This is a genomic window from Streptomyces omiyaensis, assembly GCF_014650895.1.
Classification (GTDB): Bacteria; Actinomycetota; Actinomycetes; order Streptomycetales; family Streptomycetaceae; genus Streptomyces; species Streptomyces omiyaensis.
Genome location: NZ_BMVV01000012.1, coordinates 23908 through 50843 on the forward strand (window position 1 = coordinate 23908; position 26936 = coordinate 50843).

The following is a 26936-nucleotide window of genomic DNA, read 5'->3' on the forward strand; positions in this document are numbered from 1 at the left end:
GCTCGGTCACTCGCCGAAGGTGTCGGACTTGACCGGGGCGAAGGCGCCGCCCTTGACCTGGTAGGCGGTCAGCTGCTTGTTGGTGGTGTCACCGAACTCGTCGAAGGCGACCTTGCCGGTCACACCCTCGAAGGAGACGCCCTGCAGGGCCTCGACGACCTTGGCGCGGGCGTCGTCGGGGAGCTTGCCGCCGTTGCCGTCGACGACCTTCTTGACGGCCTCGATGATCGACCAGGTCGAGTCGTAGGAGTAGCCGCCGTAGGCCTCGAAGGCCTCCTTGTAGTTCGCGGCCTTGTAGTTGGCCAGGAACTCCTTGGCGGAGGCGAGGGTCTCGATCGGGGCGCCGACGGAGGTGGCGATGTCGCCCTCGGCCGCGGCGGCACCCGCCAGCTTGACGTACTCGGGGGAGAAGAGCGCGTCACCGCCGACGACGGTGACCTTGGCGCCGGCCTCCTTGATCTGCTTGGCCAGCGGGCCGGCGGCCGGGTACTCGCCACCGTAGTAGACGACGTCGGCGCCGGAGCTCTTGACCTGGGTGGCGACCGCGGAGAAGTCCTTGGTGTCGGGGTCGATGTGCTGGGTGCCGACGACCTTGCCGCCGAGCTTCTCCCACTCGCCCTTGAAGGTGCCCGCGAGGCCGGCGCCGTAGGTCTTCTTGTCGTCGATGATGAACGCCTTGGTCTTCTTGGCGTCGTTGAAGACGTACTGCGCCGCGAAGGGGCCCTGGATGGCGTCGGTGGTGGCCGTGCGGAAGTACGACTTGTAGCCGCGCTTCTTGTCGCCGGAGGCCCAGTTCGGGCCCTGGGACAGCGACGGGTTGGTGTTGGCCGGGGAGACCTGCGCCAGCTTGGCGTCGTCGAAGACCTTCTGCATCGACTCGGCGACGCCGGAGTTCAGCGGGCCGACCACGCCGAGGACGGTCTTGTCGGCGACCAGCTTGGTGGCGTTCTGCTGGCCGGCGGACGGCTGGGCCTGGTCGTCGAGGGAGACCAGCTTGAAGGTCACGCCCTTGACGTGCTGCTTCTTGTTGGCCGTGTTGACGGCGAGGTCGGCCGAGTTCTTGATGCCGAGGCCGAGCGCGGAGAGCTCACCGGTGAGCGGGGCGTCCAGACCGATGGTGACGGTCACGCCACCGCCGTCGCCGGAGCCGCCGTCGCCCTTGTCGTCGCGCGAACCGCAGGCGGTGAGGGTGAGTGCTCCCGCGGTGACCGCGGTGGTGAGTATGAGCAACGAACGGTTTCGCACGAAGGGTCCTTTCCCTGGCGCGGCCCCCTCTGCCGAGGCGGTGCCGTGGAGCTGCGGAGCAAGAGGTGCCGTTGGTGAGTGCCGGGTCGTACTGAAGTGTTGGTACGAGGCCGTGCAGTAGGTCGCACCCAGTGGCGCGGTGACTGGCGGTGACTCTAAGCGCAGGTGGGGAGGGTCGGGGAGCGGCGAGGGAAGGATGTGACTGTCTTGTTATGCCGACGGGTCGAGCGGGGCTGAGAGGTCCGGGCAAAACGGGGCGTAGCGGTCTGTAACATGGTGTTCACATGCTGAGAACGCCCAGTTCCGCTAAGGGGCTTGAGGGAATCTTGGTACTGACGGGGAACTTCGCCGCCTCTCCGGATATCGGACAGGGCGCCCGAACTGAGCGGACGGATGTCAAGCCTCGGACCCCCGCCCCCGCCTCCCCGGCGCCCTCACGGAGCGTGACGAAAACGTGGCCGCCCGACCGGACGGTCGGACGCCCCGACCCGGCCGGAATCCATCGCTCTCGAACGTACCTCCGAGGCAGGGGAGTTGGGAGGGTCTGGCGTGAAAACGACGGAAGGCGAAGGGAGTTGGGGCGCGCACGGTGACCGGGGGTGGATCCGCCGCGGGCCCCCGCCCGTCCGCCACCCCGGGCGTCCGGTCCCGGACGCGCCGAAGGGGGCGGTGCGCCCCCGCGCACCGCCCCCTTCGCGGACCCCGGCCATCCGGCCCCGGCTCAGGCGCCGTTGGGCCCGCCCTCCTGCGGCAGGGCGCCGGCGTCCTTCGGTCCGATCTCCCGCAGCATGCAGGTCAGGCGGGCCGAGCAGACCCGGCGGCCCTCCTCGTCGCTGATGACGATCTCGTACGTCGCCGTCGACCGCCCGCGGTGCACCGGGGTCGCCACGCCGGTCACCAGACCGCTGCGCGCCCCCCGGTGGTGGGTGCAGTTCAGGTCCACGCCGACCGCGATCTTGGTCGTGCCGCCGTGCAGCATCGAGCCCACCGAGCCGAGGGTCTCCGCGAGCACCGCCGAGGCGCCGCCGTGCAGCAGACCGTACGGCTGGGTGTTGCCCTCGACCGGCATGGTGCCGACGACCCGGTCCGCCGACGCCTCCAGGATCTGCACGCCCATCCGGTTCCCCAGGTGGCCCGCGGAGAAGAGGGCCGGCAGATCCACGCCGAGCGCGGCGTACTCGTCGATGACCTCCTGCGGGAACTTCACGTGCTGCTGCTCACCCATGACCCGGCTCCGTTCGTCGTCGTGCGGCTGATCCTTCCGTCGCCCGGCTGACTGAGCAAGCGCTTAGGCGGACGGCTGCGGCGATTCTTCCAGACGCACGACGACCGACTTGCTCGCGGGGGTGTTGCTGATGTCGGCCGTCGACTCCAGCGGGACCAGCACGTTCGTCTCCGGGTAGTACGCCGCCGCGCAGCCCCGGGCCGTCGGGTAGTGCACCACCCGGAAACCGGGCGCCCGCCGCTCGCTGCCGTCCGTCCACTCGCTCACCAGGTCGGCGTAGGCCCCGTCCGCGAAGCCCAGCGCCGCCGCGTCCGCCGGGTGCACCAGCACCACCCGGCGGCCGCCCCGGATCCCCCGGTAGCGGTCGTCCAGGCCGTAGATCGTGGTGTTGTACTGGTCGTGCGAGCGGAGCGTCTGGAGCAGCAGCCGGCCCTCCGGCACCCGCGGGTACTCCACCGGCGCCGCCGTGAAATTGGCCTTCCCCGTCCTCGTCGGGAAGCGGCGCTCGTCCCGGGGCGCGTGCGGCAGCGCGAAACCGCCCGGGTCCGCCGCCAGGCGCGCGTTGAAGCCCTCGAAGCCGGGCACCACGCGCGCGATCCGGTCCCGCACCGCCGCGTAGTCCGCCTCGAAGTCCTCCCACGGCGTCCTCGACGCCCCGCCCAGCACCGCCCGCGCCATCCGGGCCACGATCGCCGGCTCGGAGAGCAGGTGCGGACTGGCCGGCGGCAGGTTGCCGCGCGAGGCGTGCACCTGGCCCATCGAGTCCTCGACCGTCACGAACTGCCGCCCGCTCCTCTGCACGTCCTTGTCGGTGCGGCCCAGCGTCGGCAGGATCAGCGCGCGCGTGCCCGTCACCGCGTGCGAGCGGTTCAGCTTCGTCGACACGTGCACGGTCAGCCGGGCCCTGCGCATCGCCGCCTCGGTGACCTCGGTGTCCGGGGTCGCGCCGACGAAGTTCCCGCCCATCGCGAAGAAGACCTTCGCCTCGCCGTCCCGCAGCGCCTGGATGGAGCGCACCACGTCGAAGCCGTGGTGGCGGGGCGAGACGATCCCGAACTCCTCGTCCAGCGCGTCCAGGAAGGCCGGAGCCGGGCGCTCGAAGATGCCCATCGTCCGGTCGCCCTGCACGTTCGAATGCCCGCGGACCGGGCAGACGCCCGCGCCGGGCCGCCCGATGTTCCCCCGGAGCAGCAGCAGGTTGACCACCTCGCGGATGGTCGGCACGGAGTGCTTGTGCTGGGTCAGCCCCATCGCCCAGCAGACGATCGTCCGCTCGGAGGCCAGCACCATCTCCAGGGCCCGCTCGATCTCCCCGCGCGACAGACCGGTCGCCGCCAGGGTCTCCTCCCAGGAGGCCTCCCCGGCCGCCGCGGCGAACTCCCCGAAGCCGTGGGTGTGCTCCCGCACGAACTCCTCGTCGACCGCCCCGGGGGTGTCGAGGACCAGCTTGTTCAGCAGCCGGAAGAGGGCCTGGTCGCCGCCGATCCGGATCTGGAGGAAGAGGTCGGTGAGCACGGCGCCCCGCAGCGCGCCCCGCGGGGTCTGCGGGTTCTTGAAGCGCTCCAGGCCGGCCTCCGGCAGCGGGTTCACCGAGATGATCCGCGCTCCGGCCGCCTTCGCCTTCTCCAGCGCCGACAGCATCCGGGGGTGGTTGGTGCCCGGGTTCTGCCCCGCCACGATGATCAGGTCCGCCCGGTGCAGGTCCTCCAGGGAGACGCTGCCCTTGCCGATGCCGATCGTCTCGGTCAGCGCCGAGCCGGAGGACTCGTGGCACATGTTCGAGCAGTCCGGCAGGTTGTTGGTGCCGAACTCGCGCGCGAAGAGCTGGAGCAGGAACGCGGCCTCGTTGCTCGTCCGGCCCGAGGTGTAGAAGAGCGCCTCGTCGGGGGAGGAGAGCGCGGTCAGCTCCTCCGCGAGGATCGCGAAGGCCCGCTCCCAGCTCACCGGCTCGTACCGGTCCCCGCCCTCCGGCAGGTAGACGGGCTCGGTGATCCGGCCCTGCTGCCCCAGCCAGTAGCCCGACCGCTCCGCCAGCTCCGCCACCGGGTGCGCGGCGAAGAACTCCGGCGTCACCCGGCGCAGCGTCGCCTCCTCGGCGACCGCCTTCGCGCCGTTCTCGCAGAACTCCGCCAGGTGCCGCTTGTCGCCCTCCGGCCAGGCGCAGCCGGGACAGTCGAAGCCGTCCTTCTGGTTGACCCGGAGCAGCGTCCGCGCGGTGCGCACCGCGCCCATCTGCTCCTGGGCGATCCGCAGGGTGTGCCCGATCGCGGGCAGTCCGGCGGCGGCGTGCTGCGGCGGCGTGACCTGCGGCGCGTCCTGGACCGGGTCGCCTGCCGGCGGCTTGCTGACCATCGCGCTCTCCCTTGAGCGATCGACCTGTGGGGTACGTCTCCGATCCTGTCACGGGGCACCGGCGGACCGGCACCCCGACCGGTGTGGACGGGATTGTCGGCGGTCCGTGGCAGGATCGTCCCGTGGCCGAGACAGCATCGAAGAACCCCGCAGACAACCGCCCCCGCCTGCTCCTCATGGACGGGCACTCGCTCGCGTACCGGGCGTTCTTCGCGCTGCCCGTGGAGAACTTCACCACCGCGACCGGACAGCCGACCAACGCGATCTACGGCTTCGCGTCGATGCTGGCGAACACCCTGCGCGACGAGGCGCCCACGCACTTCGCCGTCGCCTTCGACGTGTCCCGCAGGACCTGGCGCTCGGAGGAGTTCCCCGAGTACAAGGCGAACCGCTCCAAGACCCCCGACGAGTTCAAGGGCCAGGTCGAGCTGATCGGCGAGCTCCTCGACGCGATGCACGCGCCGCGCTTCGCGGTCGACGGCTTCGAGGCCGACGACATCATCGCCACCCTCGCCACCCAGGCCGAGGCCGCCGGCTTCGAGGTCCTCATCGTCACCGGCGACCGGGACTCCTTCCAGCTGGTCACCGAGCACACCACCGTGCTCTACCCCACCAAGGGCGTCTCCGAGCTGACCCGCTTCACCCCGGAGAAGGTCCAGGAGAAGTACGGGCTCAGCCCCTCCCAGTACCCGGACTTCGCCGCCCTGCGCGGCGACCCGTCCGACAACCTCCCGGGCATCCCCGGCGTCGGCGAGAAGACCGCCGCCAAGTGGATCAACCAGTTCGGCTCCTTCGCCGAGCTGGTCGAGCGCGCCGACGAGGTCAAGGGCAAGGCCGGGCAGAACTTCCGGGACCACCTGGAGTCCGTCAAGCTCAACCGCGTCCTCACCGAGATGGTCAGGGACGTCGAGCTGCCCAGGACCGTCGCCGAGCTCGCCCGCGAGCCGTACGACCGCACGGCCGTCGCCCTCGTCCTCGACACCCTGGAGATCCGCAACCCCTCGCTGCGCGAGCGGCTCCTCGCCGTCGACCCCGGCTCCGCCGAGGAGGCCGCGCCCGCCCCCGCCCCCGGCGTCGAGCTCGACTTCACCGTCCTCGGCTCCGGCGAGCTCGCCGGCTGGCTGGCCGCCCACGGCGAGCAGCCCCTCGGCGTCGCCACCGTCGACAGCTGGGCGCTCGGCACCGGCAGCGTCTCCGAGATCGCCCTGGCCGGCGCCGGCGGCGAGGCCGCCTGGTTCGACCCCCGCGAGCTGGACGAGGCCGACGAGCGGGCCTGGGCCGCCTGGATCGCCGACCCGGCCCGCCCCAAGGTCCTGCACAACGCCAAGGGCGCGATGCGGGTCTTCCCCGAGCACGGCTGGAGCGTCGCCGGCGTCACCATGGACACCGCGCTCGCCGCGTACCTGGTCAAGCCCGGCCGCCGCTCCTTCGCCCTCGACGCCCTCTCCCTGGAGTACCTCGGCCGCGAGCTCGCCCCCGCCGCCGCCTCCGAGGGCCAGCTCGCCTTCGGCGCCGAGGACCACGCCGAGGCCGAGGCCCTGATGACCCAGGCCCGCGCCGTCCTCGATCTGGGCGCCGCCTTCGGGACCAGGCTCGACGAGGTCAACGCCCGCGGCCTGCTGTACGACATGGAGCTCCCCACCTCCGTCCTCCTCGCCCGGCTGGAGCGGCACGGCATCGCCGCCGACCGCGACCACCTGGAGGCCATGGAGCAGCAGTTCGCCGGAGCCGTCCAGCAGGCGGTCAAGGAGGCCCACGCCTCCGTCGGGCACGAGTTCAACCTCGGCTCGCCCAAGCAGCTCCAGGAGGTCTTCTTCGGCGAGCTCAACCTCCCGAAGACCAAGAAGACCAAGACCGGCTACACCACCGACGCCGACGCGCTCGCCTGGCTGGCCGGCCAGACCGAGCACGAGCTGCCGGTGATCATGCTCCGTCACCGCGAGCAGGCCCGGCTCCGCTCCACCGTCGAGGGCCTGATCAAGACCGTCGCCGCCGACGGGCGCATCCACACCACCTTCAGCCAGACCGTCGCCGCCACCGGCCGCCTCTCCTCCACCGACCCCAACCTGCAGAACGTGCCGGTGCGGACGGACGAGGGCCGCGCCATCCGGCACGGCTTCGTCGTCGGCGAGGGCTTCGAGTCCCTCATGACCGCCGACTACAGCCAGATCGAGCTGCGCGTCATGGCCCACCTCTCCGAGGACGAGGGCCTGATCGAGGCGTTCACCTCCGGCGAGGACCTGCACACCACCGTCGCCTCCCAGGTCTTCGGCGTCGAGCGGTCCGCCGTCGACGCCGAGATGCGCCGCAAGATCAAGGCCATGTCGTACGGCCTCGCCTACGGCCTCTCCGCCTTCGGCCTCTCCCAGCAGCTGAACATCGACCCGGGCGAGGCCCGCGGCCTGATGGACACCTACTTCGAGCGCTTCGGCGGGGTGCGGGACTACCTGCGCCGGGTGGTCGACGAGGCCCGCGCCACCGGCTACACCGAGACTATGTTCGGCCGCCGCCGCTACCTCCCGGACCTCAACAGCGACAACCGCCAGCGCCGCGAGGCCGCCGAGCGGATGGCGCTCAACGCCCCGATCCAGGGCACCGCCGCCGACATCGTCAAGGTCGCCATGCTCAAGGTCGACGCGGCCCTCACCGAGGCGGGCCTCGCCTCCCGGATGCTCCTCCAGGTCCACGACGAAATCGTCCTGGAGATCGCCCCCGGCGAGCGCGAGCGGGTCGAGGTCCTGGTCCGCGAGCAGATGGCGGCCGCCGTCGAGCTCCGTGCCCCGCTCGACGTCTCCGTCGGCGTCGGACCGGACTGGGACTCCGCCGCGCACTGAGCCCGCGCCCGTATCCGCATGCGCATCCACACGCCGGTGGCCGCACCCCTTCGAGGGGTGCGGCCACCGGCGTCCTCCGCCACCACGGGTCCGGGGCGGGCGGCCCGGTTCCTTCCGCGCCCGGCGCCCGGTCGGCGCACGCCCGGTCAGCGCACGCCCGGTCGGCGCACGCCCGGTCAGCGCACGCCCGGTCGGCGCACGGCCGGACGGGACCGCTCCGTCGGACCGCCCGGGACCCCGGTCCCGGCCGGGTCCCCGGACTCGCCCGCCGCCGGGGCGGGCGCGGGCAGCGGGGCGGCTCTCCGCGCCCACAGCCGGACCGCCGTGCCGTGGAGCACCAGCCCCGCGAAGAGCCCCGCGCCCGCCCCGAAACAGGCGGTCGGGACGATGTCCAGCGGGTTCTCGATCCGGTCCCAGCCCCAGTACGCCGCCCAGCGCAGCACCCGGTGCGCGACCCCGGCCACCACGCACCCCCCGATCAGCAGCAGCCCCGCCCGCCGGCCCCGCCGGCCCGGCGCCGGCACCGTCGCGGGCGGTTCCGTCCCCGCGGGCACCGCGCCGAGCGCCCGGACCGCGAACCAGCCGAGCAGCGCCAGCGCCAGCGCCGAACCGCCGTACTGCGCGTACTGGTAGACCGGGAAGCCCGCCACCACCTCCGCCAGGAACGGGAGCGTCCGCGTCCCCCACCGGTCGAGGTGGGTGAAGGCGTCCCAGGCGACGTGCGTGGTCGCGCCGAGCACCGCCGACACGGCGAACCAGAGGGCGAGTCCGGCCGGCCGCCGCTCCCGCCACGGCCGGCCGCGCACCACCGCGTACACCCGGCCGCGCCACCGCTCCGGCAACAGCCCCACCAGCGGCTCGCGGACCGTCAGCCAGAGCCCCACCAGGACGGCGGCGACGAGCACGTCGACGGTGACGAGTCCGACGGGGGAGTGGGTCACGTCCCCGAACTCCATCGCCCCGGGCACCGCCGTCGCCGCGAAGTAGGTGAGGTCCGGGGCGAAGCTCCCGGCGACCATGGCGGAGGCGACGAGCGGACCGCGCGCCGTCCCGTCCCTCCGCAGCGCGGGCAGCACGGCGGCGGCGTGACTGAGGGTGAAGGGCACCGAAGGAACCTCCCGGTCGTACGGATGATCGGCCCGTAGGCAAGAGGCGCCGCGCCCCCGGGGCGGTTCCCCGTAGGGCCCCCGCGTCCGGAGCGCGGACCTCCGTGTCCGGCCGACGGGAGGCCAAGGGGTGACGAAAGCGTGAAACCCGGTCAGCCCGTGGTGTCCCGTGATACGGACATCGCATAGGGTCGCCTGAGGTCACGCGCGGGGAGCGTGCGGCCGCAGCCGATTGGGGAGGGACCGGTATGGCAGCGCAATTCGGCCGCCGACTGCGCAGGGGCGCCACGAGCGGAGCGATCGTGGCGGCCGCGGTCGCGGCGCTCGCGGCCTCGCAGGGGCCGGGGGCGATACCGCCGCCGACCGACAACCTCAGCGGTGACAGCGCCATCGGCGCCGGTGACGCGACGGAGCCCGCCGGGGGGATCGGCGACGGCTCGGCCACCGGCGACTCGCCCTATTACACCGACCTGCCGCCGCTGAACACGCCGAACCGCCCCGGCGCGCTGCCCACCGCACCCCAGGTGCCGATCGTCACCGGCCCCGCCGAGGCCGGCATACCCGCGACCGTCCTCGCCGCCTACCGGCGCGCCGAGGCCTCGGTACGCGCCTCCGACCCCTCCTGCAACCTGCCGTGGCAACTCCTCGCCGGCATCGGCAAGGTCGAGTCCGGCCAGGCCCGCGGCGGCCGCGTCGACGGCAACGGCACCACCCTCTCCCCGATCCTCGGCCCGGTCCTCAACGGCGTCGGCTTCGCCAACATCTCGGACACGGACGACGGCGCCTTCGACGGCGACGCCACCCACGACCGCGCCGTCGGCCCCATGCAGTTCATCCCGTCCACCTGGGCCACCTGGGGCCAGGACGCCAACGGCGACGGGAAGAAGGACCCCAACAACATCTACGACGCCGCCCAGGCCGCGGGCATGTACCTGTGCGCGGGCGGACGGAACCTCGCCATCAAGGCCGACCTCGACCGGGCGATCCTCAGCTACAACCGCTCCACCGAGTACCTCACCACCGTCCTCTCGTGGTTCGAGTACTACGGGCGCGGCACCCACACCGTCCCCGACGGCACGGGCCTCCTCCCGGTCGACCGCAGCGACCGCCCCGCCCCCGGCAGGCCGCTGCGCCCGACGGAGCCGGGCTCCCCCTCGCCGACCCCGGCGCCGGAGCGCCCGTCGCCGCGGCCCACGCCGTCCCCGACCGTGCCGTCGAAGCCGGCCGAGCCGACGAAGCCGCCGGTCACGGAGCCGTCCCGGCCGCCCGTCGCCAAGCCCGTCGAGGTCCCGCCGACCCTCCGGGTGTCGCGCCTCAAGGCCGGCACGGCGGTGCTGACCACGGTCACCGAGAGCACCTTCGCCGAAGCCGCGACCGTCACCGCCGTGGACGCCTCGGGCCGTCCGGTCGCCGGGGTCAGCGTCCGCTTCGAGCTGCCCGCCACCACCGACGCCCGCTTCCCCGCCGGCGCCACGACGGTCACCGTCACCACGGGCGCCGACGGCGTCGCCGAGGCCCCCGCCCTGCGCGCCGGCGAGAAGGCCGAGCCCTTCACCGTCCGCGCCACCGTCCCCGGCCGCTCCCTGCCGGCCGCCGAGCTGAAGGCGACCGTCGAGGTCCGCAAGGCCGGCGCCCTCGCCCGCGTCGGCGACGCCGACCTGACCGCCGCGCCCGGCGCCGGCTACGCCGACGTCACGGTCGAGGCGCGCCTCGACGGCGCGCTCGCCGCGGGTGTGACCGTCACCGCGGTGGTCACCGACGCCGAGGACTCCGCGGAGCAGAGTGCCGACGGCCCGTCCTTCGGCAAGGACGCCGCGGGCAACCCGATCCGCACCAAGGTCCTGAAGACCGACGACAGGGGCCGGGTGTCGATCAAGGACCTGGTGGCGGGCGAGAAGGCGGGCTCCTACGTCCTGCTGCTCACCGCGCCCGGCGGCGGCACCGCGAAGCTGACCCTCACGGTCTCGGCCCCGGCCACCACGCCGCCCGCGAGCCCGGACCCGACCGGGAGCCCGGACCCGGCACCGACGGCCGACCCGTCGCCGACCGCGTCCGGTTCCGCCTCGGCCTCGCCCACCGCGAGCCCGTCGCCCTCCGCCTGACCGGGTCCGTCCCCGCTCCCCCGTTCCACCGCGCCGCCCCCGCCGCGTCCCTCCCGGGACGCCGGGGGCGGCGCGCGTTTCGGTCCGCCCACCGCGAGCTGTTCTCATCTCGCGGTCGCGTTGCTACGGTGCCCCCGTCCTGACGACCCATCAGATCACGCGCCGGGAGGCCGACATGCGCGCACTCGTCGCCGCCGCCATCGGACTCGTACCCGTCCTGCTCTTCGTCCTGCTCCTCTCCCTGGTCGACCTGCCGCCCGACGGTCCCACCTCGCCCAGGCCCCTGCTCACCGCCGACCCCGGCCCGAAGAAGTAGGGAGCCCCCGTGCGCCGCCGAGCCAGCCTCGTCCTCCTCTCCCTCGCGGTCTTCCTCGCCGCCATGGCCCCCACCCTGCGCTGGTACGCCTTCCCTCGGCTGGCCAAGATCCCGCCGAACCAGTACCAGGAGGTGGTCCTGGAGGCCCGCCCCGCGACCCTCCTCGACTACGGCACCCTCAAGGCCCGCGAGGTCGAGAAGATCACGATCATCCAGACCCTCAAGGGCAACGTGGAGGAGTCGAAGCGGATCGAGCGCGACACCGACCGCGACGTGGTCGTCTGGGACACCCTGTCCTACGTCACGGGACCCGACGGCAGGATGGTGTCCAAGATCCCCGAGCGGTACGTCTTCGACGCCCACAGCCAGGACCCCGTGAACGTGCCCGGGGAGATGGTCGACGGCGACCCGGTCGAGCGCGAGGGCATCGAGTACAAGTGGCCCTTCCTCACCGAGAAGCGCGACTACCTCTACTTCGACGCCCAGACCCGCACCTCGGCCCCCATCCACTACGTGGGGACCCGCACCTTCCGCGGCCTGGAGGTCTACTACTACGAGCAGACCGTCCCCTGGACCGAGGTGCCCATGCCCAAGACCATGCCGGTCGAGGGCATCACCCCCGAGGTCATCGCCGGGATGGGCCTCTCCCGCTGGTACACCACCAAGCGCATGTTCTGGGTCGAACCCGTCACCGGAGCCCCCGTCAACGGCGAGGAGATCCACAAGGAGGAGCTCCGCGGCGCCAAGGCCCTGACCGGCACCGACACCGTCACCGTCTTCGACGGCCACGTGAAGATGCGCGAGGACTACATCGCCGACACCGTCGAGCTGGTCTCCGCCAACCGCACCACCGTCCTCCTCCTCGTCTCCCGCCTCCCGTGGACCTTCGCCCTCCTCGCGCCGGCACTGCTCGCCCTCGCCCTCTGGCTGGAGGCCCGCTCCCGCCGTCCCGCCCCCGCGGCGGCGCCCGGGAAGGCCCCCGAGGCCGTCACCCCTCCCGTCTGAGCCGCGCGCTCGTGTGCCGGGTCGGCTCCGCCGAGGAGGGGTCCTCCGGCCACGGATGCTTCGGGTACCGGCCCCGCAGCTCCGCCCGCACCGCCCGGTAGCCGTCCCGCCAGAACGAGGCCAGGTCGGCGGTGACGGCCGCCGGCCGCCCGGCGGGGGACAGCAGGTGCACCAGTACCGGCACCCCCGCCACCCGGGGCGTCTCGGCCAGCCCGAACAGCTCCTGGAGCTTCACCGCCAGCACCGGCCGCCCCTCCCCGTACGCCACCCGGATCCGCGACCCGCTCGGCACCGCGATCCGCTCCGGTGCCAGCTCGTCGAGCCGTCCCGCCTCGCCCGACGCCCACGGCAGCAGCCGCCGCAGCGCCTCGCCGGCGTCGATCCGCCCCAGGTCCGCCCGCCGCGACGCCCGCGACAGCTCCGGCTCCAGCCACTCGTCGGCCCGCTCCACCAGCGCCTCCTCCGACACGTCCGGCCACGCCCCTCCGACCGCCCCGCGCAGGAACGCCAGCCGCTCGCGCAGTTCCACCGCCTCCCGCCCCCAGCGCAGCAGCCCCGTCCCCTCCCGCCGCAGGCCGTCGAGGAGCGCCTCCCGCACCAGAGCGGGACCGGCCGCGGCCCCCAGCGGCCGGACGGTCAGCTCCACCGCCCCCAGGCGCTCCACGGAGCGCGCGACCACGTCGCCGTCCTCCCAGCGCACCTCCTCGTCCACGCGCAGCAGATGCCCCGCCGCCCGCCGGGCCACGGCCTCGTCCACCACCGCCGCCAGCCGTACCCGCGCCGTCGCGTCCCGGGCCGTCCGGTCCGCCACCGCCACCGCCAGCCACGGCGCCGACCGAAGCCCCGACCCCTCGGAGAGCCGGGCCCCGCTCCCCGACGCCATCAGATGCCCGCCCCGCTCCCGGGCCCGGGCCACCCGCTCCGGGAACGCCAAGGCCGTCACCACCCCCGCCACCACGTCCTCCCCTTCCCCGCCGGAGGCCCCGCCCGCTGCCCTGCCCGACGCCCCCTGCCGGGCCCCGTCAGGCCTTCCGCCCCGGCCCCCTCCCGGAGCCCCACCGAGAGCCCCGCCCGTGGCCCCGCCGGGCGCCCCGTCCGACGTCCCGTCCCGAGCGGCCCCCTCCCAAGCTCCGCCCTCCGCCCCGCCGGCCTCCGCCCCGCCGGCCTCCGTCCCGGCGCCCGCCGAGGCGGCCGCGCGCTCCAGCCGGCGCACCTCCGCGCGCCAGCGCGCCCCGTAGCCGTCCCCGCCCCGGCGGGCCTCGCGCCAGGCGGCGGCCAGGTCGTCGCCGTAGCTCCGGGGCGGCTCCTCGCTCAGCAGGGCCACGACCTCGGCGGCCCGCCGCACGCCCACCTCGGCCGCCCCGTCGAGGAGCGCCCGTCCGAGCCGCGGATGCAGACCGAGCCGGGCCATCCGCACGCCCCGCCCGGTCGCCCTGCCGGCCTCGTCCACCGCCCCGACCGCGGCCAGCACCGAACGCGCCGCGGCCAGCGCCCCGGCCGGCGGCGGGTCGAGCAGCGCCAGCCCCTCCGCCGTCGGGTCGCCCCAGCAGGCGGTCCTCAACGCGAAGTCGGCCAGGTCCGCGATCCGGATCTCCGGCGCCGGGAAGCGCGCCCGGCCGCTCTCCTCCGCCTCCGCCCAGCACCGGTACACGGTCCCCGACGCCTCGCGCCCCGAGCGCCCCGCCCGCTGCGTCGCCGCCGCGGCCGACACCGGAACCGTCGCCAGCGAGCCGAGCCCGCGGGCGTGGTCCATGCGCGGCTCCCGGGCCAGCCCCGCGTCCACCACGATCCGCACCCCGGGCACGGTGAGGCTCGACTCCGCCACCGACGTCGACAGCACCACCCGCCGGCGCCCCCCGGGCCCCGCGCCCCGCAGCACCGCGTCCTGCACCGCCGCCGGGGCCCGCCCGTGCAGCTGGAGCACCTCCGCGTCCACTCCGTCCAGCAGCCCGGCGGTCCGCGCGATCTCCCCGGTGCCGGGCAGGAAGCAGAGGACGTCGCCCCCGTGCCGGGCCAGCGCCTCCCGGACCGTCGCCGCCACGTGCCGCAGCAGGGCCGGGTCCACCCAGGTGCCGTGCGCGGGCCTGATCCCGGCGGGCGGCGGCGCGTGGACCACCGCGAACCCGTGCCCCTCGCCCTCGCTGCGCACCACCGGCGCCGGCCCGCCGCCCTCCTGGGAGGTCAGCAGCCGCGCCCACGCCTGCGCGTCGCTGGTCGCCGAGGCCGCGACGAGCCCCAGCTCCGGCCGGAGCGCGGCCCGCACGTCCACGAGGAACGCGAGCGCCGTGTCGGCGTCCAGATGCCGCTCGTGGCATTCGTCGAGCAGCACCGCGTCCACCCCCGCCAGCTCCGGGTCCCGCTGGAGCCGCTGGAGGAGGACGCCCGTCGTCACCACCTCGACCCGGGTGCCAGGGCCGGCCCGCCGCTCCCCGCGCACGGAGTAGCCGACCGCGCCGCCGACCTCCTGCCCCAGCAGCCACGCCATCCGCCCGGCCGCGGCCCGCACCGCCATCCGGCGCGGCTCGGCCACCAGCACCCGCCGCTCCGGCCCGTCCCCGACCAGCCCCGCGAGGGCCAGCGGCACCAGTGTCGTCTTGCCGGTGCCGGGGGGCGCGTGCAGCACCGCCGTGCCGCCCCCGGCGAGTGCGGCCAGCAGCTCGGGAACGGCGTGGCGGACGGGAAGCAGATCGAGTACGTCGTGTCGGATCACGCACTCAGTCTCGTACGCGCAAGGAAAAGGGCGGGCCCGGTTGTCCACAGGCCCGCCCATAAGTACGACTATCCGCGTCCGGCTGGCGCGGCTGATGCGACCGCCCGGCGTCCGACCGCCGCGCCCCCCGGCGCCCGGCCGCCGCGACCGCCGGGGACCCGGCCGCCGCGACCGCCGGGGACCCGGCCGCCGCGACCGCCCGGTGTCCGGCGGCTCGTCCGGATCCGGTCAGTCCTCGCGCTCGCAGACGAAGATCGCCGTGCCCGGGATCAGGTTCCCCCGCAGCGGCGACCAGCCGCCCCACTCCTGGCCGTTCCACGCCGGCCACTCGGGCTCGACGAGGTCCACCAGCCGGAATCCGCCGGCCACCACGTCCCGCACCCGGTCCCCGAGCGTCCGGTGGTGCTCCACGTACACCGCCCGCCCCGCCTCGTCCTGCTCGACGTAGGGCGTCCGGTCGAAGTAGGAGGCCGCGACCGACAGGCCCTCCGGCCCCGGCTCGTCGGGGAACGCCCAGCGGATGGGGTGCGTCACCGAGAAGACCCACCGCCCGCCCGGCCGCAGCACCCGGCGCACCTCGCGGAAGACCCGCACCGGATCGGCCACGAACGGCACCGCCCCGTACGCCGAGCAGGCCAGGTCGAAGGCGCCGTCGCGGAACGGCAGGGCCCCCGCGTCCGCCTCCACCAGCGGCACCTCCCCGCCGATCCGCAGCGCGTGCTGGAGCTGCCGGTGCGAGAGGTCGAGTGCCACCGGGCGGGCCCCCCGGGCCGCCAGCCACCGCGAGCACTGCGCCGCGCCCGCGCCGATCTCCAGGACGTCGAGCCCCTTCAGTTCCTCGGCCGGCCCGAGCAGGCCGGCCTCGGCCTCGTCCAGGCCCTCCGGACCCCACACGAAGCGGTCGTCCCCGAGGAAGGAGCCGTGCTCGCTCTGGTACTCGTCGGCGTTCCGGTCCCACCAGCTCCGGCTCGCCCGGCTGCTCTCCGCGTCCCCCGCGTCACGGCGGGTCGCCTCCGCCTCCTCCTCGTCCGAGGAGAGGGGATCTTCCTGTTCGTACTCTTGGTTCATCTCGCCCGCCGATGTAGTTTGCGCTCAGTGCCGCCTGCCGGCGGACCCCGCCGATGAGGCGCGGGAGGACGCGAACGGACACGAGTTGTGCCGGGTTTGCGTGGTTCTATCCCGGGTGGGCGCTTCGCGCATTGACCCTGTCCGGCCGCCCCCGTATGCTAAAGGTTGCGCTGCGGGCCTGCGCGCCTCAGACGGAGCAGGCCGCGCTCGCACCTGTTGCGGTCCCCTCGGTTTGCGAGGCGCCTCCGTTCTCCGGAAGGCGCTTCATCGGCTGTCTGGCTTCTTCAGTGCGATACGGGCTCTCGGCGTAGCAGTACCTACGACTTTCTGTCCGTAACCGGAGCCCTTTCCCACATGACGAGCAGCACCGAGACCACCGCCACCAGCACCACCCCGCAGGTTGCGGTCAACGACATCGGTAACGAGGAAGCCTTCCTCGCCGCGATCGACGAGACGATCAAGTACTTCAACGACGGCGACATCGTCGACGGCGTCATCGTGAAGGTCGACCGGGACGAGGTCCTGCTCGACATCGGTTACAAGACCGAAGGTGTCATCCCGAGCCGCGAGCTCTCGATCAAGCACGACGTCGACCCCAACGAGGTCGTCAAGGTCGGCGACGAGATCGAGGCCCTGGTTCTCCAGAAGGAGGACAAGGAAGGCCGCCTGATCCTCTCGAAGAAGCGCGCCCAGTACGAGCGCGCCTGGGGCACCATCGAGAAGATCAAGGAAGAGGACGGCATCGTCACCGGTACCGTCATCGAGGTCGTCAAGGGTGGTCTCATCCTCGACATCGGCCTCCGCGGCTTCCTCCCGGCCTCCCTGGTCGAGATGCGTCGCGTCCGCGACCTCCAGCCCTACGTGGGCAAGGAGCTCGAGGCGAAGATCATCGAGCTGGACAAGAACCGCAACAACGTGGTCCTGTCCCGCCGCGCCTGGCTCGAGCAGACCCAGTCCGAGGTCCGCCAGACCTTCCTCACGACCCTCCAGAAGGGTCAGGTCCGCTCCGGCGTCGTCTCCTCGATCGTCAACTTCGGTGCCTTCGTGGACCTGGGTGGCGTCGACGGTCTCGTCCACGTCTCCGAGCTGTCCTGGAAGCACATCGACCACCCCTCCGAGGTCGTCGAGGTCGGCCAGGAGGTCACCGTCGAGGTTCTCGACGTGGACATGGACCGCGAGCGTGTCTCCCTGTCGCTGAAGGCGACGCAGGAGGACCCGTGGCAGCAGTTCGCCCGCACGCACCAGATCGGCCAGGTCGTCCCCGGCAAGGTCACCAAGCTGGTTCCGTTCGGCGCGTTCGTCCGCGTGGACGAGGGCATCGAGGGCCTGGTCCACATCTCCGAGCTGGCCGAGCGCCACGTGGAGATCCCGGAGCAGGTCGTCCAGGTCAACGACGAGATCTTCGTCAAGGTCATCGACATCGACCTCGAGCGTCGCCGGATCTCGCTGTCCCTGAAGCAGGCCAACGAGTCCTTCGGTGCCGACCCGGCGTCGGTCGAGTTCGACCCGACCCTGTACGGCATGGCCGCGTCCTACGACGACCAGGGCAACTACATCTACCCCGAGGGCTTCGACCCCGAGACCAACGACTGGCTCGAGGGCTACGAGACCCAGCGCGAGGCGTGGGAGGCCCAGTACGCCGAGGCGCAGGCTCGCTTCGAGCAGCACCAGGCGCAGGTCATCAAGTCCCGCGAGGCCGACGAGGCCGCCGCTGCCGAGGGCGCTGCCGCCCCGGCCGCCGGCAACGCCGGTGCGGGCATCTCCGGTGGCTCCTACTCCTCGGAGTCGGACGACACCGCCGGCGCCCTGGCGTCGGACGAGGCCCTCGCCGCCCTGCGCGAGAAGCTGGCCGGCGGCCAGAGCTGAACAGGCTCACCGCTGAACGGCGTTAGCCGCTAGCAGCACACCGGGGCCCGCTCCCTCCCGGGGGAGCGGGCCCCGGTCGCGTTCCCGGCACCAAGGGCTCCCGGGGGGAATGACCCCGCGCCCCCGCGCGTTCTTCCTGGAGACGCGAGGAGGAGCGGTAGACGTGCTTGATCCCCAGGATTTGTACGAGTGGGACGCCAAGGGCCTGGCCGTGGTCGATCTTGCCCTGGCGCAGGAGTCGGCCGGACTGGTCATGCTGTACCACTTCGACGGCTACATCGACGCCGGAGAGGCCGGCGACCAGATCGTCGAGCGGGTCCTCGACACCCTGCCGAACCAGGTGGTCGCCCGCTTCGACCACGACCGGCTGGTGGACTACCGTGCCCGCCGTCCCCTGCTGACCTTCCGGCGCGACCGCTGGACCGCGTACGAGACCCCGACCATCGAGGTCCGCCTCGTCCAGGACGCCACCGGCGCCCCCTTCCTCGTCCTCTCCGGCCCCGAGCCGGACGTCGAGTGGGAGCGGTTCGCCGCCGCCGTCGCCCAGATCGTCGAACGGCTCGGCGTACGGCTCGCCGTCAACTTCCACGGCATCCCCATGGGCGTCCCGCACACCCGGCCCGTCGGTCTCACCCCGCACGGCAACCGCACCGACCTCATGCCCGGCCACCGCAGCCCCTTCGACGAGGCGCAGGTGCCCGGCAGCGCCGAGTCCCTCATCGAGTTCCGGCTCACCGAGGCCGGCTTCGACACCCTCGGCGTCGCCGCCCACGTGCCGCACTACGTGGCCCGCTCCCCCTACCCGGACGCGGCGCTCACCGCCCTGGAGGCCGTCACCGCCGCCACCGGCCTCGTCCTCCCCGGCGTCGCCCACTCCCTGCGCACCGAGGCCCGCCGCACCCAGACCGAGATCGACCGCCAGGTCGGCGCCGGAGACGAGGAACTGGTCGCCCTGGTCCAGGGACTGGAGCACCAGTACGACGCCATGGCCGGTGTGGAGACCCGCGGCAGCCTCGTGGCCGAGCCGGTCGACCTCCCCTCGGCCGACGAACTGGGCCGCGAGTTCGAGCGCTTCCTCGCCGAACGGGAGGGCGACGCCTAGCCCCTCCGGGCCAGGCCCTAAGCTGCCGCCCATGCTGAAGGTGGGCCTGACCGGCGGAATCGGCGCCGGCAAGAGTGAGGTGTCGCGGCTGCTCGTCTCGTACGGGGCCGTGCTGATCGACGCGGACCGGATCGCGCGCGAGGTCGTCGAGCCCGACACGCCGGGGCTCGCGGCCGTCGTGGCCGCCTTCGGGGAGGACGTCCTCACCGCCGGGGGCACCCTGGACCGGCCGAAGCTCGGCTCCGTCGTCTTCGCCGACCCCGAGCGGCTGGCCGTGCTCAACGCGATCGTGCACCCGCTCGTCGGGGCCCGTTCGGCCGAGCTGGAGAGCGCGGCGGGCCCCGGCGACGTCGTCGTCCACGACGTGCCCCTCCTCACCGAGAACGGCCTGGCGCCCCTCTACGACCTCGTCGTCGTCGTGGACGCCGCCCCCGAGACCCAGCTCGACCGCCTGGTACGGCTCCGGGGCATGGCCGAGCAGGAGGCCGCGGCCCGCATGGCCGCCCAGGCCACGCGCGCGGCCCGGCTGGAGATCGCGGACCTCGTGATCGACAACGACGGCCCCCTGGACGCCCTGGAACCACAGGTGCGCACGGTGTGGGAGGAGCTGGCGCGCCGGGCGGCGGAGACCGCCTAGACCCGGGGACACCCCGTCCGGTGTTCCCGGCCCGGATCGTGGGAAGGATGCATTGCATGGCCGAGAGAAATCCGGAGACGCACGTCATCGACTTCCGTGCCGCCGAGCAGCTGCTGGCCGCGCGGGACCCCCGTGGTGCCGTGAAACTGCTCGACTCGGTGATCGCCGAGCATCCGGAGAACACCGCGGCCAGGCTCCTGCGGGCCCGCGCGTTCTTCGCCGCCGCCCAGCTGCGTCCCGCGCAGCTGGAGTTCGAGCTGGTGCTGGAGCGGGAGCCCGACAACGCCTTCGCCCACTTCGCCCTCGCCCGCACCCTCCAGCGCTCCGGCCAGGAGGCGCGCGCCACCCGGCACTTCCGGCTGGCCGCCGCCCTCGACCCGCGCCCCGAGTACGTCCGGGCGGCCGGCTTCGACGCCGAGGCCTGACCGCCCCGCCTCAGCCGTCCCGACCGCCCTCGCCGGGCCCCCCGGCCCCTCCGGGGTCGTCGTCCGGCTTCCGGGGCCATCCGCCGCGATCTGCCTCGAACGGGCGCCGGGGCCGCCCGTCCCCGTGGTCCGGCTCGTACGGGGGCACGTCCCGGCCCGGCTGCCAGTGCGGGCCCTGACGCAGACGGCGCACCACCAGGGCCATGTCGACCACGACCACCAGGAGCAGCAGCCCGCAGGCCGCCGCCCAGCCGGGTCGGCCCACCAGGGTGAAGACCACCGTGCCGAAGACCGCCCACACCATTCCCCAGGCACTCAGCCAGAACCGCAGCCGCAGCGCGCTGCGCGCGGTGGCCGGCTCGCTCCCGGTACGCATGACGGCGCCCTCTTCCGTCGGATCCCTGCGAGCACTTCCAGCATCTACCCGGCCGGGGGCGAAAGGAACGGACGACGGACGGAAACCGGCGGCGCCGGCTCAGTGCACGAGGGAGTAGCTGCGCCAGGGCAGGGTGTTCGGCGCGATCTGGTCGGTGCTGTTCGTGGGCAGGTAGATCGTGTCCTCGCCCCGGCAGTGCGGGGTCCGGTAGAGGATCAGGTCGATCAGGGTGCCGTTCTCCACCCGGGTCGCACCCAGGGGGAGCCGGTGGCAGCCCTTCACCGGCGGGCTCATCACCCGCACCACCTTCTCCCCGCGGGTCTCGTACGTGACGGGACCGACGGCGGTGCGGCCGAGGCCCGAGCAGCCCGCGACCGTGAGCGTGAGCAGCACGGCCCCGGTGGCGGTCGTGAGACGCCGGCGAACGGACATGGCGGGATCCCCTTCGGTCGGGCGAACGAGGCGGTCGGCGGCAGCCCCGGGGGCTGAAAGCCCTGGTCGACGCCACCCTCCCGCCCCCGGAGGGCGTTGTCATCCGCTGTTGGGCCGGTCGGGGGACCGGGGCCCGCGCCCGTTGTCGGTCCCCGCCCGTAAGGTCGGGGACACCGACGCGGACGCTCCGCGCCGGCCCGGTGGACCCCGGGGGAAAGGAGGGCGGCACCGTGACGGAGCGCTGGACGGCCCGTGCCGCCGTCTTCCTGCCGGCCGCGCTGCCCCGGGACGGCCGGATCGCCCTCTGGTCGCCCGACGGAGCGGCCCTGCCCGCGCCCGACGGCCTCGCCGGGGCGGAGCCCGCCCGGATCACCGTCGCCCGCCGGCACGGCGCCGGTGCCCGCGGCCGGGAGGTCCCCGCGGTCACCCTGCCGGTGGCGACCGCCCTGCCCCTGCTCGTCGCCGCCCGGCACAGTCCCGCCGCCCATCCCGCCACCGCCTGCTGGGGCGCGGCCGCCCTGCACGCCCTGCACCTCGTCGCCCGCGGCCGGCTGCTGCCCGGCCTCACCGCGGACGACCTGGACGCCTGGCGGGCCGGTCCGCTCGACGCCGAGGACATCGCCCACCTGCGGGCCGTCGCCGCCGCGATGCCGTACGAGGCGCACGCGGTGCCCGTCGCCGGGTCCGGCCCGCTCGGGCTGCCCGACCCGGAGGCACTGGTGCGGGCCTTCCTGGACGCGGTCGCCGACACCCTGCCCCGTACCCCCGCCGCCGTCCACGCGGTCGGGGCGCCGTTCGCCGCCGCCGGGGCGCAGCACCTCCCCGGGGCCCGGGCCTGGGCCGCCGAGGCCGCCGCCGGGATGGACGCCGGAGTGCGGATCTCGCTCCGCCTGGACCTCTCCGCCGCCGAGCTCTTCGACGCGCGCGACGAGGCCGAGGGCGGCCCCGGACGGCAGGCGGCGGCCGCGATCCTCCAGGTGCACAGCCTCGCCGACCCGACCCTCGTCATCGACGGCGCCGCCCTGTGGGCGGGGGAGGGCGAGCACTTCGGCCCCCGCGCCCGCATCGACGCCCTCCTCGCGCTGCGCCGGGCAGCCCGGATCTGGCCCCCGCTCGGCCGGCTCCTGGAGCGGGACGCGCCCGACGTCCTGGCCGTCGCCGAGGCCGAGCTGTACGAGCTGCTCGGCCCCGCCTCGGCCCGGCTCGCCGACGCCGGGGTGGCCCTGCACTGGCCGCGCGACCTGGCCCGCTCGCTCAGCGCCTCCGCCGTCGTCCGCCCCGCCCGCTCCGCACCCGGCTCCGCCACCGACGGCACCAGCTTCTTCGACTCCACCGAACTGCTCCGCTTCGACTGGCAGCTCGCCCTCGACGGCGATCCGCTCACCCAGGGCGAGATGGACGTCCTCGCCGAGGCCCACCGGCCCGTCGTCCGGCTCCGCGACCGCTGGGTCGTCGTCGACCCCGACCTCGTCCGCAAGGCCCGCAAGCGCGAGCTGGGCCTGCTCGAACCGGTCGACGCCCTCGCCGCCGCCCTCACCGGCAGCGCCGAGGTCGACGGCGAGACCGTCCCCGCGGTGCCCGTCGGCGCCCTCGCGGTGCTGCGCGACCGGCTGCTCGCCGGCCCCGAGGCGGCCGTCCCGCCGCCCGGACTCACCGCCACCCTGCGGGACTACCAGCTCCGCGGACTCGCCTGGCTCGACCTGATGACCTCGCTCGGCCTCGGCGGCTGCCTCGCCGACGACATGGGCCTCGGGAAGACCGTCACCGTCCTCGCCCTCCACCTGCGCCGGGCCCGCCGCGAACCCACCCTCGTCGTCTGCCCCGCCTCCCTCCTCGGCAACTGGCAGCGGGAGGCGGCGAAGTTCGCCCCCGACGTGCCGGTGCGCCGCTTCCACGGCACCGCGCGCGAGCTCGGCGACCTCGACGGCGGGATCGTCCTCACCACCTACGGCACCCTGCGCACCCGCGCCGCCCGGCTCGCCGAGCAGCCCTGGGGGATGGTCGTCGCCGACGAGGCGCAGCACGTGAAGAACCCCTTCTCCGCGACGGCCAAGGCGCTCCGCACCCTCCCCGCGCCCGCCCGGGTCGCCCTCACCGGAACCCCCGTGGAGAACAACCTCTCCGAGCTGTGGGCGATCCTCGACTGGACCACGCCCGGACTCCTCGGCCCGCTCAAGGCCTTCCGCTCCCGGCACGCCCGCGCCGCCGAGAACCACGAGGAGCTGGAGAACGAGGAGGCGGTGGAGCGGCTCGCCCGGCTCGTCCGCCCCTTCCTGCTGCGCCGCCGCAAGTCCGACCCGGGGATCGTGCCCGAGCTGCCGCCCAAGACCGAGTCCGACCACCCGGTCCCGCTCACCCGCGAACAGGCCTCGCTGTACGAGGCGGTGGTCCGCGAGACCCTCGGCCTGATCGAGGCCGCCGAGGGGATGGCCCGCCGCGGCCTCGTGATGAAGCTGCTGACCTCGCTCAAGCAGATCTGCAACCACCCCGCCCAGTACCTCAAGGAGGACGCGCCGCGCGGCGGCACCACCCGCCTCGCCGGCCGCTCGGGCAAGCTCGCCCTCCTCGACGAACTGCTCGACACCATCCTCGCCGAGGACGGCTCCGTCCTCGTCTTCACCCAGTACGTGACGATGGCGCGGCTCCTCGCCGACCACCTCGCCGCGCGCGGGATCCGCAGCCAACTCCTGCACGGGGGGACGCCCGTGGCCGAGCGGGAACGGATGGTCGACCGCTTCCAGGCCGGCGAGGTGCCCGTCTTCCTGCTCTCCCTCAAGGCAGCCGGCACCGGCCTCAACCTCACCCGGGCCGGCCACGTGGTGCACTACGACCGCTGGTGGAACCCGGCGGTCGAGGACCAGGCCACCGACCGCGCCTACCGGATCGGCCAGACCCAGCCCGTCCAGGTCCACCGGCTCGTCACCGAGGGCACCGTCGAGGACCGCATCGCCGAACTGCTCCGCGCCAAGAAGGCCCTGGCCGACGCGGTCCTGGGCTCCGGCGAGGCCGCCTTCACCGAACTCACCGACCGAGAGCTGGCCGACCTGGTCTCCCTGAGGAGGTCCGCGTGAACCGACCCGGAGCCCGGGCCGCCCGCCCCGCGCGCGGCGCCGGCCCCCGCCACGACGACCGCCGCCGCACCTTCCCGGCCGTCCCGCCCCGCGCCGCCTCCGACGGGCGCTTCGCCGCCACGTGGTGGGGGAACGCCTGGGTGGCCGCGCTGGAGCACACCGCGCTCGACCAGGCCCGCCTCGGCCGCGGCCGGGCCTACGCGGAGCGCGGCCACGTCGACGCGATCACCGTCACCCCCGGCAGGGTCGTCGCCTACGTGCACGGCAGCCGGATCCGTCCGTACCGCACCGAGATCCGGATGCGGACCCTCGGCGACGACGGATGGGAGCTCTTCCTCGGCCGGGCGGCCGCCCGCCCCGCGCACATGGCCGCCCTCCTCGACAAGGAGGTCCCGCACGCCCTGGAGGCCGTGGAGGGGCTGCTGCCCGCCCCCGGCGACCTGCTGCCCGACTGCTCCTGCCCCGACGACGGCTTCCCCTGCAAGCACGCCGCCGCCCTCTGCTACCAGGCCGCCCGCCTCCTCGACGAGGACCCCTTCGTCCTCTTCCTGATGCGCGGCCGCGGCGAGGGGGAGCTCCTCGCCGAGCTCTCCCGGCGCAACGCGGCCCGGTCCGCCGCCGAGTCCGGCCCCACCGGGCCCGTCCTCCCCGCCGTGCCCGCCCGGCAGGTCCTCTCCGCCACCGGGCCTGGCCTGCCGCTGCCCCCGCCGCTGCCGCTGCCGGACCGCCCCGGGCGCCCCGCCGTCTTCCCGCCGGACACGCACGCCCCCGACCCCCTCGCCCTCGACCTCCTGGCGGGCGAGGCCGCCGCCCGCGCCCACGCCTTCCTGGCGACCGGGCACGACCCGGTCGCCGCCCTCACGCCCTGGCAGGACGCGGTCCGGCTCGCCGCCGCCCACCCCGGCTCCGGGCTCACCGCCTCGACCCGGGCGCTCTACCGGGACCTGGCCGGCGCGCTCGACCGGACCCCCACCGACCTCGCCCGCGCCGTCGCCGCCTGGCGCCAGGGCGGCGCGGAGGGGCTCGCGGTCCTGGAGGAGCCGTGGGACCCGCCCGCGGGCCCGTTCGACCGGGCGAGACCCACCCTGCTCGCCGCCGGCTTCCCTGCCTTCCGCCCCTGGCGCAACCGGCTCTCCGCCCCCTCGCTCCAACTCCGGCTCGGCCGGGACGGCCTGTGGTACCCGTACGAATCGGACCGCGACCGCGAGGACTGGTGGCCGCGCGGCACCCCGGACGCCGACCCGGTAGGAGCCCTCGCCGAACTCCTGGGCCGCTAGGCCGTCCCTTCCGGATCCTGCCGGATCCGCGCCGCCCGGCACGATCCGGAAGAGACGGCTTGGGCGGTGCCGGAGGCGACCACTCGAACGGCGCCTCCCTCGAAGGAGTGAAACCCGCCGGGGGCCGGATCCGGCAATCGCGTTCGCCGCGTTTATTCCGGTACGGGCACTTGCCCGTGCAACTCCGGAAGGCAGGAAGCCATGAGGCAGATGCGCCGAAGTGGTCTGGCCACACTGTTGGTCACGGGTGGTGCGCTCGCGCTGTCGGCGGGTGCCGCCCACGCGGACTCGGGTGCCGAGGGCGCGGCGGTCGGCTCCCCGGGAGTCGGCTCCGGCAACACGATCCAGCTGCCGGTCCACGTACCGGTCAACCTCTGCGGCAACACGGTCAACGTGGTCGGGCTGCTCAACCCGGCCATGGGCAACAGGTGTGCCAACATCTCCGCCCCGGCCGGGGAGTCCCGGGACGGCGGTCCCGGCCGCACCCACAAGGACGAGGCCGTGACCCCGCGCGGCGGCGAGCAGACCGACACCCGCGGCGGTCACGCCGGCGGCGAGACCGGCGGCAGCGCGGCCAACGGCGGTGGCGCCACCGCCGAGAGCCACGCCGAGGGATCCCCGGGCGTGCTGTCCGGCAACGGCCTCCAGCTCCCGATCGACCTGCCGGTCAACGTCGTCGGCAACTCGGTCAACGTCGTGGGCGTCGGCAACCCGGCCGTCGGCAACACCGGGGTCAACGCCCCGAGCACCCCCGAGGAGCCGCAGGTCGAGATCCCGACCCCGCGCCCGCAGACCCCCGTGCGCAACGTGCCTCCGAAGCCGGTCGCGGAGCAGGAGAAGCCGGCGGTCCCCGCCCCTGCCCCCGCGCCGCAGGGCGAGACCAGCACCGTGGCGCTCGCCGCCACCGGCAGCGAGAGCATGGGCTACGCCGCCGCGGGCAGCGCCGCGCTCCTCCTCGGCGGCGCGCTGATGTACCGTCGCGCCCGCCGCGCGGCCGACCAGGTCTGACCCCGGACCCGCCGCGCCGGGAGCGGGCCCGCTGACGCCCGAGCCGTCAGCGGTCCGCCCGGCGGAGCCCTTCCGCGCCCGTCGTGTCCCTCACGCCGGGCGCGTCCGCGTGTCCGCGCGCCAGGTCCGCAGGACCGTGTCGATGGCGGGACCGACCCGGGTGCGGGCCTGGTGGCGGGGGACACCGCTCATCAGCAGGCTGTCGTACGGCGTGTCCACGTGACGTACCGAGGCGCGGACCGCGGCCGTCACGGCGCCCCGGTCCAGGGCGCGTCCGGCGGCGGTCCTGCCGACCCGGCCGCTGCCCTTCGCCGAGGCGTGCGCGGCGATCTCGGCCGCCCGCTCCGGCGGCATCGCGGGGAAGAGCAGCAGGATCTCCGCCCGCAGGGCCTCCGTGATCCCGGCGTCCCGCACCGCGCGCCGCTCCGCGTCCCGGGCCCGCCGCCGGGCCCGGGCCTCCGCGTCGGCGAGGCAGGCCTCCTCGGCCCGCGCGAGGGCGGCCTCCTCGACGAGCAGCCCCTGCCGCTCGTACCGGGTGCGGCGCCGGTTGTGGCGGACGACCACCGCCCACAGGGCGCTCCGCTCCCGGGCGCGCCGGGTGAGCGCGGTGTCGCCCCGGCGCAGGAAGACCAGGTGACCGAGGTCGGCGCAGTCCAGGCAGACCGGCCGGCCGTACTCCACGATCATGCGTTCCAGAGGGCCCCGCCGGCACTCCGAGCAGCGGCGGCGGCGCAGCGGCTCGACGACGACGGGGGCGACGAGGTCCACGGCCGCCGTCC

The 26936-nt window shown here is 74.5% G+C and carries 20 protein-coding genes; 11 read left to right on the top strand and 9 right to left on the bottom strand.

Annotated elements, in window-relative coordinates; translation table 11 throughout:
* Window positions 1-6 precede the first annotated feature (6 nt).
* The 3 genes from IE287_RS20680 to IE287_RS20690 form a co-directional block, all read right to left on the bottom strand.
* Window positions 7-1245: a branched-chain amino acid ABC transporter substrate-binding protein gene (locus tag IE287_RS20680; protein WP_189850608.1), complete on the bottom strand. Its 1239-nt coding sequence runs from the start codon at window positions 1243-1245 to the stop codon at window positions 7-9.
* A gap of 721 nt (window positions 1246-1966) precedes the next feature.
* Window positions 1967-2470, bottom strand: a complete 504-nt coding sequence (locus tag IE287_RS20685; RefSeq protein ID WP_189850609.1) for a PaaI family thioesterase — start codon at window positions 2468-2470, stop codon at window positions 1967-1969.
* A 63-nt stretch (window positions 2471-2533) separates the two neighbouring features.
* Complete coding sequence (locus tag IE287_RS20690; protein ID WP_189850610.1) at window positions 2534-4822, bottom strand: FdhF/YdeP family oxidoreductase; 2289 nt, start codon at window positions 4820-4822, stop codon at window positions 2534-2536.
* 122 nt (window positions 4823-4944) lie between these two features.
* Between IE287_RS20690 and polA the strand changes: the two genes are divergently transcribed.
* Window positions 4945-7656 carry a DNA polymerase I gene (gene polA / locus IE287_RS20695; RefSeq protein WP_189850611.1) on the top strand — a complete coding sequence of 904 codons (2712 nt, stop codon included), beginning with the start codon at window positions 4945-4947 and terminating at the stop codon, window positions 7654-7656.
* A 176-nt stretch (window positions 7657-7832) separates the two neighbouring features.
* Here the strand turns inward: polA and IE287_RS20700 are convergent, their stop codons facing one another.
* On the bottom strand, window positions 7833-8762 hold the full coding sequence (locus tag IE287_RS20700) for a DUF4184 family protein (protein ID WP_189850612.1): 930 nt from the start codon (window positions 8760-8762) through the stop codon (window positions 7833-7835).
* Between the two features lie 248 nt (window positions 8763-9010).
* Between IE287_RS20700 and IE287_RS20705 the strand changes: the two genes are divergently transcribed.
* The 3 genes from IE287_RS20705 (at window position 9011) to pgfA (ending at window position 12185) form a co-directional block, all read left to right on the top strand.
* The gene (locus IE287_RS20705; RefSeq protein ID WP_189850613.1) at window positions 9011-10864 is read left to right on the top strand and encodes a lytic transglycosylase domain-containing protein; all 1854 of its coding nucleotides are present in this window, start codon (window positions 9011-9013) and stop codon (window positions 10862-10864) included.
* Between the two features lie 175 nt (window positions 10865-11039).
* Complete coding sequence (locus tag IE287_RS20710; protein WP_189850614.1) at window positions 11040-11180, top strand: SPW_0924 family protein; 141 nt, start codon at window positions 11040-11042, stop codon at window positions 11178-11180.
* Window positions 11181-11189: 9 nt separating this feature from the next.
* On the top strand, window positions 11190-12185 hold the full coding sequence (pgfA, locus tag IE287_RS20715) for a cell envelope lipid trafficking protein PgfA (protein ID WP_189850615.1): 996 nt from the start codon (window positions 11190-11192) through the stop codon (window positions 12183-12185).
* On the opposite strand, the gene IE287_RS20720 is transcribed toward pgfA, so the two are convergent.
* Window positions 12169-14895, bottom strand: a complete 2727-nt coding sequence (locus IE287_RS20720; protein ID WP_189850616.1) for an ATP-dependent RNA helicase — start codon at window positions 14893-14895, stop codon at window positions 12169-12171. The two genes, pgfA and IE287_RS20720, sit on opposite strands and share 17 nt — an antisense overlap.
* A 228-nt stretch (window positions 14896-15123) precedes the next feature.
* A complete protein-coding gene (locus IE287_RS20725) occupies window positions 15124-15963 on the bottom strand; it encodes a class I SAM-dependent methyltransferase (protein WP_189850617.1) in 840 nt (279 codons plus the stop codon).
* A gap of 354 nt (window positions 15964-16317) precedes the next feature.
* Here IE287_RS20725 and rpsA point away from each other — a divergent pair, with 354 nt between their 5' ends.
* From rpsA to IE287_RS20745, 4 genes are all read left to right on the top strand, one after another.
* Window positions 16318-17829: a 30S ribosomal protein S1 gene (gene rpsA / locus IE287_RS20730; RefSeq protein ID WP_030745969.1), complete on the top strand. Its 1512-nt coding sequence runs from the start codon at window positions 16318-16320 to the stop codon at window positions 17827-17829.
* Between the two features lie 163 nt (window positions 17830-17992).
* Window positions 17993-18931, top strand: a complete 939-nt coding sequence (locus tag IE287_RS20735; protein WP_189850618.1) for a PAC2 family protein — start codon at window positions 17993-17995, stop codon at window positions 18929-18931.
* A 31-nt stretch (window positions 18932-18962) separates the two neighbouring features.
* A complete protein-coding gene (coaE, locus tag IE287_RS20740; RefSeq protein ID WP_189850619.1) occupies window positions 18963-19568 on the top strand; it encodes a dephospho-CoA kinase in 606 nt (201 codons plus the stop codon).
* Window positions 19569-19624: 56 nt separating this feature from the next.
* Entirely contained in the window at window positions 19625-19993 is a 369-nt protein-coding gene (locus IE287_RS20745; RefSeq protein WP_189850620.1) for a tetratricopeptide repeat protein, read from the top strand.
* A 10-nt stretch (window positions 19994-20003) separates the two neighbouring features.
* Here IE287_RS20745 and IE287_RS20750 read toward each other — a convergent pair whose 3' ends face one another.
* On the bottom strand, window positions 20004-20369 hold the full coding sequence (locus IE287_RS20750) for a DUF6343 family protein (protein ID WP_229883620.1): 366 nt from the start codon (window positions 20367-20369) through the stop codon (window positions 20004-20006).
* A 99-nt stretch (window positions 20370-20468) separates the two neighbouring features.
* Window positions 20469-20801, bottom strand: a complete 333-nt coding sequence (locus IE287_RS20755) for a hypothetical protein (protein WP_189850621.1) — start codon at window positions 20799-20801, stop codon at window positions 20469-20471.
* 230 nt (window positions 20802-21031) lie between these two features.
* Between IE287_RS20755 and IE287_RS20760 the strand changes: the two genes are divergently transcribed.
* The 3 genes from IE287_RS20760 to IE287_RS39295 all read left to right on the top strand — a co-directional run bounded on the left by IE287_RS20760 (window position 21032) and on the right by IE287_RS39295 (window position 26157).
* Window positions 21032-23872, top strand: coding sequence for an SCO1167/SCO6262 family helicase (locus tag IE287_RS20760; RefSeq protein WP_229883621.1), 2841 nt, complete (start codon window positions 21032-21034; stop codon window positions 23870-23872).
* A complete protein-coding gene (locus IE287_RS20765) occupies window positions 23869-25149 on the top strand; it encodes an SWIM zinc finger family protein (protein ID WP_189850623.1) in 1281 nt (426 codons plus the stop codon). The genes IE287_RS20760 and IE287_RS20765 overlap by 4 nt, the downstream gene beginning before the upstream one ends.
* 201 nt (window positions 25150-25350) lie before the next feature.
* Complete coding sequence (locus tag IE287_RS39295) at window positions 25351-26157, top strand: chaplin family protein (RefSeq protein WP_189850624.1); 807 nt, start codon at window positions 25351-25353, stop codon at window positions 26155-26157.
* A gap of 90 nt (window positions 26158-26247) precedes the next feature.
* Here the strand turns inward: IE287_RS39295 and IE287_RS20775 are convergent, their stop codons facing one another.
* Complete coding sequence (locus IE287_RS20775) at window positions 26248-26925, bottom strand: DUF2293 domain-containing protein (protein WP_189850625.1); 678 nt, start codon at window positions 26923-26925, stop codon at window positions 26248-26250.
* Window positions 26926-26936 lie beyond the last annotated feature (11 nt).

Excerpts from the sequence above, each read along its gene's own strand:
- IE287_RS20690 (WP_189850610.1), bottom strand. The coding sequence starts at position 4,822 with ATGGTCAGCAAGCCGCCGGCAGGCGACCCGGTCCAGGACGCGCCGCAG.
- coaE (WP_189850619.1), top strand. The coding sequence starts at position 18,963 with ATGCTGAAGGTGGGCCTGACCGGCGGAATCGGCGCCGGCAAGAGTGAG.
- IE287_RS20710 (WP_189850614.1), top strand. The coding sequence starts at position 11,040 with ATGCGCGCACTCGTCGCCGCCGCCATCGGACTCGTACCCGTCCTGCTC.
- IE287_RS20755 (WP_189850621.1), bottom strand. The coding sequence starts at position 20,801 with ATGTCCGTTCGCCGGCGTCTCACGACCGCCACCGGGGCCGTGCTGCTC.
- IE287_RS39295 (WP_189850624.1), top strand. The coding sequence starts at position 25,351 with ATGAGGCAGATGCGCCGAAGTGGTCTGGCCACACTGTTGGTCACGGGT.
- IE287_RS20705 (WP_189850613.1), top strand. The coding sequence starts at position 9,011 with ATGGCAGCGCAATTCGGCCGCCGACTGCGCAGGGGCGCCACGAGCGGA.
- IE287_RS20745 (WP_189850620.1), top strand. The coding sequence starts at position 19,625 with ATGGCCGAGAGAAATCCGGAGACGCACGTCATCGACTTCCGTGCCGCC.
- IE287_RS20750 (WP_229883620.1), bottom strand. The coding sequence starts at position 20,369 with ATGCGTACCGGGAGCGAGCCGGCCACCGCGCGCAGCGCGCTGCGGCTG.
- IE287_RS20725 (WP_189850617.1), bottom strand. The coding sequence starts at position 15,963 with ATGAACCAAGAGTACGAACAGGAAGATCCCCTCTCCTCGGACGAGGAG.
- rpsA (WP_030745969.1), top strand. The coding sequence starts at position 16,318 with ATGACGAGCAGCACCGAGACCACCGCCACCAGCACCACCCCGCAGGTT.
- IE287_RS20685 (WP_189850609.1), bottom strand. The coding sequence starts at position 2,470 with ATGGGTGAGCAGCAGCACGTGAAGTTCCCGCAGGAGGTCATCGACGAG.